Annotated in this window: 5 protein-coding genes and 1 pseudogene; all 6 read right to left on the bottom strand. The window is 61.7% G+C overall.

The genetic code is table 11. The features are described from left to right. Positions 1–159, bottom strand: a pseudogene (locus D6877_RS00225) (acyl-CoA transferase); the annotation flags it as partial. Between the two features lie 191 nt (positions 160–350). Beyond that, complete coding sequence (locus D6877_RS00215; protein ID WP_130909466.1) at positions 351–2,489, bottom strand: methyl-accepting chemotaxis protein; 2,139 nt, start codon at positions 2,487–2,489, stop codon at positions 351–353. 168 nt (positions 2,490–2,657) lie between these two features. Continuing rightward, positions 2,658–3,068 carry a YbaN family protein gene (locus tag D6877_RS00210; protein WP_130909465.1) on the bottom strand — a complete coding sequence of 137 codons (411 nt, stop codon included), beginning with the start codon at positions 3,066–3,068 and terminating at the stop codon, positions 2,658–2,660. A gap of 162 nt (positions 3,069–3,230) precedes the next feature. After that, positions 3,231–3,827 (bottom strand): biliverdin-producing heme oxygenase, encoded by a 597-nt coding sequence (locus D6877_RS00205; protein ID WP_130909464.1) that lies wholly within the window; start codon positions 3,825–3,827, stop codon positions 3,231–3,233. 108 nt (positions 3,828–3,935) lie between these two features. After that, a complete protein-coding gene (locus tag D6877_RS00200; RefSeq protein WP_130909463.1) occupies positions 3,936–6,521 on the bottom strand; it encodes a TonB-dependent receptor in 2,586 nt (861 codons plus the stop codon). Between the two features lie 122 nt (positions 6,522–6,643). Further along, a partial coding sequence (locus D6877_RS00195; protein ID WP_130909467.1) for a FecR domain-containing protein occupies positions 6,644–7,097 on the bottom strand: 454 nt, incomplete at its 5' end.

The raw sequence follows: 7,097 nt of genomic DNA, 5'->3' as shown, positions 1-7,097 counted from the left end.
GTGGAGCAATTCGCTGAGCGCTTGCCCGGCAGCGGCGATGCTGGCGCAGGCCAGTTCGGTGACCGCGAACGCCGAGGGCAGGGCGCCGTCACCGGTGAAGGCTATCGGCGTACGGGGAAGGTCGAGTGCGGTTTGGATGGACGTGAGCAGATCAGTCATCGAAGGCCCTCCGGAGCGAGAGGGTGATGATAGTGCAAAAGAATCGCGGTTTAGATGAAACCAGGATGTGAACCCGTTTCCCCTGTGGGAGCGAGCCTGCTCGCGAAGGCGTCGTGTCAGTCAACACCGATGTTGGATATGACGACCTCTTCGCGAGCAGGCTCGCTCCCACAGGGATTTATGCTGGATTGTTACACGCGAAACTGATCCATCAATTTCATCTGCTGGCTTGCCAGGCTGTTGAGCTGGCTGCTGATCGCTGCCGATTCCGTGGCCTGTTCGGTCAGGGTTTCGGTCACGGTGCGGATCGCCGAGACGTTGCGGTTGACCTCTTCGGCCACGGCGCTTTGCTCTTCGGCGGCGCTGGCGATCTGCAGGTTCATGTCGCTGATCACCGTCACCGCGTCGCTGATCTTGCCCAGGGCATCAACGGCCTGACGAATCTGCCCGGCGTTGTTGTGCGCCTGGGTCTGGCTCGAATGCATGGTCGCGACCACGCCACGGGTGCCGGTCTGGATGCGCTCGATGACGACGCGGATTTCTTCCACCGAATCCTGCGTGCGCTTGGCCAGGTTGCGCACCTCGTCGGCGACCACGGCAAAACCGCGACCGCTTTCGCCGGCGCGGGCGGCTTCGATGGCGGCGTTGAGGGCCAGCAGGTTGGTCTGTTCGGCGATGCTGCGGATCACTTCCAGCACCGAGCCGATCTGCTCGCTGTTCACTGCCAGCGCTTCGACCTCGGTCACTGCTTTGCTGACCTCATCGGCCAGTTGATTGATGTCGCGGGTGCTGCGCTCGATGATCGCCATGCCGTCCTTCGCCGACTGATCGGCACCCTTGGCCGCGTTGGCTGCGTTCGAGGCACTGTTGGCGACGTCGTGGGCAGTGGCGCTCATTTCGTTGGACGCGGTGGCGACCTGATCGATTTCGCGGAACTGCACCTGCATGCCTTCGCTGGTCTGGCGGGCGATTTCCGACGATTGATCGGCCGTACCGCGCGCTTCGGTGATGCTTTGTTTGATCTGCGCGATGGTCGGCTGAAGCTTGTCGAGGAAGCGGTTGAACCAGTTCACCAGTTCGCCCAGTTCGTCTTTCTTGCTGTAGTTCAGGCGCTGGGTCAGATCGCCTTCGCCGCTGGCAATGTTCTTCAGCATCTCAGCAACGCTGTTGATCGGACGGGTGACGCCGGAGGCGGTGAGCCAGATCAGCAGCAGGCCGACCAGACCGGCCACGCCCGCCACCAGCAGAGCAGTGATCACGCCGGTTTGTTGTGCGTCATCCAGTACCGCTTGCAGCTTCACCGAATCGGCCAGCAGCACCTGCTCGGGCAGGTCGATGACCACGCCCCAGGCGCGCGAATTGCCGATCGGGTCGACCGGGTAAACCGCGCGAATCAGCTCGCCCTGTTGGAGAATTTTCGCTGTGCCGCTGCCGACCAGTTGCAATACATCATTGCCATCGGCGCCGAGGGTGTCGCCGATTTTTTTGCCGACCCGCGTCGCGTCGGCACTGTCGGCCGCCAGCACGCCGCTGCCGGAGACGATCAGCATATGCCCGGCGTTGTTGAACAGGCTGCGCTGCGAGTCGACGGCGGCGGCTTGCAGGGCGTCGAGCGCGATGTCGACACCGACCACGCCGATCGCTTTGCCATCAACCAGCAGCGGAACGGAAATGGTCGTCATGAGCATTTCCTTGCCACCGACGGTGTCGGCATACGGGTCGAGCAGGCAGGTGCGCTTGTTGTCGCGAGGGCAGGTGTACCAACTGTTGTACGGCGTGCCGCTGACGCTGAGGGTGGTTTTGGTCAGGTCGTCTTCGACCATGATCGTATTCAGCGCGGCGCCGGCGGCACGACTCCAGTACGAGGCGAAGCGCCCGGCTTCGTTGGACTGCCGCGCGGCATCGTTGGCGAATTCGCTGTCCTTGCCGTCGAGGCCGTTGGGTTCGAAGGCCAGCCAGATGCCAAGGACTTTATCGTTGCGCTCGAAAGCGGTTTTCAGTCTTTGGTTCAGCTCTTCCCGGACGGCGCCGGCTTCGAGTGAACGCTTGGCGGCCATCGTCCGCAGATCCTTGATCTGGTCGGCGAGGGCGGTGACCACCAGCAGGCTTTCACCAAAGGTTTTCTGCACCCGCACCGCTTGTTCGGCGGCCTTGGCCTGCAGCAGGTTCTGCACGCTGGCGGTGAGCAACTGGTTGCTGGATTGACTGACCAGCGCGTCGTTCTGGTTGGTCTGGTAGATGTTCATGCTGACAATCAGCACCACCACTCCGAGCAGGCACAGGCCGGAGAGCAGGACGATTTTCAGGCGAATGGACAGAGAGTCGAACATGGGGCGATCTCGCGAATGGAATAAACAGGTGGCTGGGCCGGGAGCCCGGTTTGCCAAATCCATTCAGCGCCATTCAATGCTCATCGGCGTTAAGCGAAACGGCATGAGGCGCTTGCCGACGGACGGTCGCTGCTAAACGTTTGCGCAGGGGAAAGTGCTGAAAAGGCTTTAATTACAGGGATGTTTCACTACCGCGATGGGCGTCTCCGGGCGCGACCAGATCCACAGGTTGCCCATGGCCATGCCGGCAATCGCCAGATAGATCGGCCAGCCGTGATCGAGCATCACCAGCATCAAAGTGGCGCACAGCAGCATGCTGACGGTGGCACTGAGCTTGGCCTTGCGCGCGATGATCCTGCCGTTGCGCCAGTTACTCAGGAACGGCCCAAACAGGCGGTGATTTTCCAGCCAGGCACTCAAGCGCGGCGAACTGCGTGTCGCCGCCCACGCGGCAACGAGGATGAACTCAGTGGTCGGCAGACCGGGCACGACGATGGCGACCAGGCCAATGCCGAGGCTGACGTAGGCCAGCAGGCCGAACAGCAGACGGGCGAGTTTTGAGGCGGCGGGTGTGGGCATGGGCTCAGCGGCGGCTTCTGAAGCGGAATGGGGATCTTACAGATTTGTGGTGAGCCCTGTGGGAGCGAGCCTGCTCGCGAAAGCGGTTGATCAGGCACATTGATGTTGAATGTGCTGCCGTCTTCGCGAGCAGGCTCGCTCCCACAAGGGATAAGAGTTGCTTCAGGCCACTTCGGCTTCTATGGCATAAGCCCGTTCCAGCAGCACGGTAAAGCGGTTGAACGCATCCAGTGCACCTTGCTCCACTTCAGCCTCTTCCTCAACGGTAAACGGCAACGCATCGAGGGTGCGCACAAAGCTTTTCCAGCCCTCGGCGCGGCCACCTTGCGGTTCAGCCAGATGCCGGGCACCGAAGGTTTCGCTCAGCTCCAGTGCCACCGCACGCTTGATCAAAAACGCCGCGCCGAGCTTGGAACCCTCGGAAACAAAGATCCAGCCCAGCGCCCGCGCCTTGCTCGGGTTTTTCAGCGCGCCGGCCACCGGCGCCGGGACTTCGGTGTCGAGGTCGGCGAGGTCAGCCCTGGCGGCTTCGGCGCGGCAACGGGCTGGAAGATCCGGGACGATCGCGGTCAGTTCGGCATCGTTGTACAGCTCGACCAGTTCCGCCTGAAACAGGTATTGCGCGACGACGAAACGGGCGAAGCTGGCGCGGGTTTCGAATGGTGCGTGGGCTTTGACCAGCGCATCGAGTTTGCTGTGCGGCTCATGGGTGATCTGGTTCAGGCGTTGCGAACGCAGGGCTTTTTCCGGGGCAGTCATGGGGTGTCCTTGATAAATGAGGCGCTTGATAACAAGACGTACGGGCGGGCGCCGGACAGTAAAAAAACCTCACTGCGTGGCGCGAACGCACGCAGTGAGCCGGGCCGATCAGATGTCCCAGATCAGGTTGATCGCGAAGTTGCGTCCCGGTTGGGTCAGCCGATCGAGGTTGGCCGGTTGCGTCACCGAGGCTTCGCCGACGCTGTCGTAACCGCGCACGTCATCCCACAGCCAGTATTTCTTGTCGGTCAGGTTGTAGACGCCGCCGCTGACGGTGACGTCGTCGCTGACTTTGTAATAGCCGGCCAGATCGAGAATGCCGAAGCCCGGGGTCTTGAACTGGCTGCTGACGCCGTCCGGCGACTTGAAGTTGCTGTCGTCGACGCGATCCTTTTTCTTCACCACGGTCCAGCTCAGCAGACCGCCATAGTTGTCTTGGTCGTAACCGAGGCCGAACACGCCGGTGAGCGGGTTGACGCTGTTGATCGGCTCGCCGTTGTCGCTGTTGCGCCCGTAGGCGTAGGCGATCGAACCTTGGGTATACAGGCCTTGCGGCGCGCCGAACGCGTCCAGATTCAAGCGACCTTTGACTTCCGCGCCCTTGATCGTGGCGCGCTTGATGTTGTTGCTCTGGAAGGTCAACCGATCATCGCCCGGCTTGACCGCGTCCTCGTTGATGAAATCGCGGTACTTGTTATAGAACACCGCGACGTCGAACGAACCCTGCTCGAAATTCCCGCGCAGGCCGGTTTCGAAGCCTTTGCTTTTCTCCGGCTCGAGGCCAGAATTTGGCGCAACGGTATAGCCGGTGGCGCTGTTCTCGAAACGCCCGTACAGCGATTTTGCCGTAGGCGTGCGGAAGCCTTCGGCGTACTGGCCGTACCAGGTGTAGTTGTCCGTCAGCGCATAGGTCAGGCCGAATTTCGGCGAGACTTTGTGCCAGGTCTTGTTCTTGTCGCTGACCGTGCCTTTGCCATCGGCATTTACGGTGTTGAGGAATTCCCGGGTGATGTGCGGCTTGAGCTGGGTGTAGTCGTAGCGCAGGCCCGGCAGGAAGGTCCAGTCGTTCCAGCTGATCTGATCCTGGGCGAACAGGCTGTAGGTGTTGATGGTCGGATCGGGGAAATCAGAGGCCTTGGCCAGTACATCCGCCGCACTGGTCGCGCCAATCGCCGTGCAGCCACGGCCGACCGCCAGGCATGTGCCGTCGCCGCTGCGTGAACCGGTGACTTTCTGCTGTTTGATCGTGGTGCCGTAAGTCAGCAGGTGATCGGTGTCACCGATGGCAAAGGCCTTGTCCAGTTGCGCGTCGAACACCCACTGTTTTTCTTCGTAGATCGTGTCGCGGGTACGCAGCACTTTACGAGTGATGGGGTAGTAGAACTCTTCGGTGCTCTGGTCGGTCTTGGCGATCTGGTGGTTGAGGCTCCACTTGACGTTATCGACCAGCAGGCTGTCGAGGGCGAACGAGTGTTCGATGCCGAAACGCTCGCGAGTGATGGTGTCGTTACCGGTGCGCCATTGGTACATACCGCCGGGCAGGACGCTGCTCGGGATGGTCGGCGCACCATTGGCGTACGGGCCGCCGTAGGCACTTTTCTGGTCGGTGTCGCGATTGTCCTTGTACTTTTCGTAGGTCAGGCCCAGGCGCGAATCGTCGTTGTAGTTCCAGCCGAGCTTGGCCAGGACGTTGGTCGCGCGCACGTCTTCCGGATTGGCGGCGGTGCGCGCAAGGCCGGTGCCATTGTTGCCGCCGAAGGACTCGGTTTCGTGTCCGTCGCGCTGGCTGTAATGCAGCAGACCGTCGAACTCACCGCTGCGGCCGGCGACGGTGGCGGACTTCAGCCAGCTGTCATCGGCGGAGCTGTAACCGCTTTTCAGGCGCGCGCCGACATCCTTGCCCGGTTTGATGATGTCGTCGGCGTCCAGCGTGTAGTAACTGACCGCGCCGCCGATGGCGTTGCTGCCGTACAGCACCGAGGCCGGGCCACGGAGGATCTCCACGCGTTTGACGATTTCCGGGTCGACGTAGTTGCGCTGGCTCTTGGCATACGGGCCGTTGAAGAAGCCGTTGGGGATTTCCACGCCATCGACTTGAGTCAGGATGCGGTCGCCGTCGATACCGCGAATGTTGTAGCCACTGATGCCGCCGCGCTGGCCGGCACCGCCGACGGAAACGCCCGGCTCGTAGCGCACCAGATCCTTGATCGTGTTGACGTTGTTGCGGTCAAGCGCTTGGCGATCATGCACGCTGACCGTCGAGGGCACGCTGTTGACCGATTGTTCCTGGCGAGTGGCGCTGATGGTCACCTGATCGAGATTGAGCGTGCCGCTGCTGTTGCGTTTTTCCAGCACGACATTGTTGTTGCTCAGTTTGCGGAAGCTCAGGTTGGTCCCCATCAACAGGCGCTCGAGGGCTTTCTCCGGTGGCAGCGAACCGCGCACGCCGGGCGACGAGACGTTCTGCCCCAACTCGGCCGGCAGGCCGACCTGCCAACCGGTCACGGCGGTAAAGGCATTCAATGCCGAAACCAGTGGTTGCTGGCCGATGGCGAAGGCGTAATCGCCCATGTTGCGCGCCGGTTGCTCGGCGGCGGCGAGCAGCGGTGCGGTGCCGGCCATGAGAATGGCGGCAGTCAGCAGCGACAGTACGCGGGAAGGGGAAGCAGTCTGGCGGGTAAGGCGTGAGGACATCGATAGCGCTCCGTGTCGCACGAATCTTTATAGGTGCTGATCGGCATGGTTAGATGCGAATCAATTGCATTGGCTATAACGAGACGTACTGCCATTGGCTATCGAGTAAAAATAATTCTCATTTAGTTCAGAATCACCAGTGCAGGGAATTCCTGCAGGCGCGCCGAGGTGATGTGGGCGAGGGAGCGGATCACGTCGAGCGGCTGGTCGAGACGGTAATTGCCGGTGACGGCGACGTCGGCCAGTTGCTCGTTGTTGTTGATGATCCAGCCCGGGTAGTAGCGGCGCAGCTCGGCCAGCACCTGATTCAGCGGGCAGTTCTCGAACACCAGTCGGCCTTCAACCCAGGCCAGATCGGCATTGGCGTCGAGCTTGGCCGGGCGATCAAATCCATTGGGGCCGATGCGAATGCTTTCCCCGGCGCGCAGGCGCACCCGGGCATCGTTGTGCGTGGCGCGCAGATCGACATCACCACGCTGCACGTTGACCTGCGCGACCCCGTCGAGATAACGCACGGCAAATGCGGTGTCGTGCACGCTTGCCTGCACCGGGCCTGCGTCGATCTCCAGCGGCTGA

This window comes from Pseudomonas sp. Sample_9 (assembly GCF_004307535.1).
Classification (GTDB): Bacteria; Pseudomonadota; Gammaproteobacteria; order Pseudomonadales; family Pseudomonadaceae; genus Aquipseudomonas; species Aquipseudomonas mercuritolerans.
This window is presented reverse-complemented; position numbering and strand designations above follow the sequence as displayed.

Coding starts and splice junctions, on each gene's coding strand:
- D6877_RS00215 (WP_130909466.1), bottom strand. CDS start 2,489: ATGTTCGACTCTCTGTCCATTCGCCTGAAAATCGTCCTGCTCTCCGGC.
- D6877_RS00210 (WP_130909465.1), bottom strand. CDS start 3,068: ATGCCCACACCCGCCGCCTCAAAACTCGCCCGTCTGCTGTTCGGCCTG.
- D6877_RS00205 (WP_130909464.1), bottom strand. CDS start 3,827: ATGACTGCCCCGGAAAAAGCCCTGCGTTCGCAACGCCTGAACCAGATC.
- D6877_RS00200 (WP_130909463.1), bottom strand. CDS start 6,521: ATGTCCTCACGCCTTACCCGCCAGACTGCTTCCCCTTCCCGCGTACTG.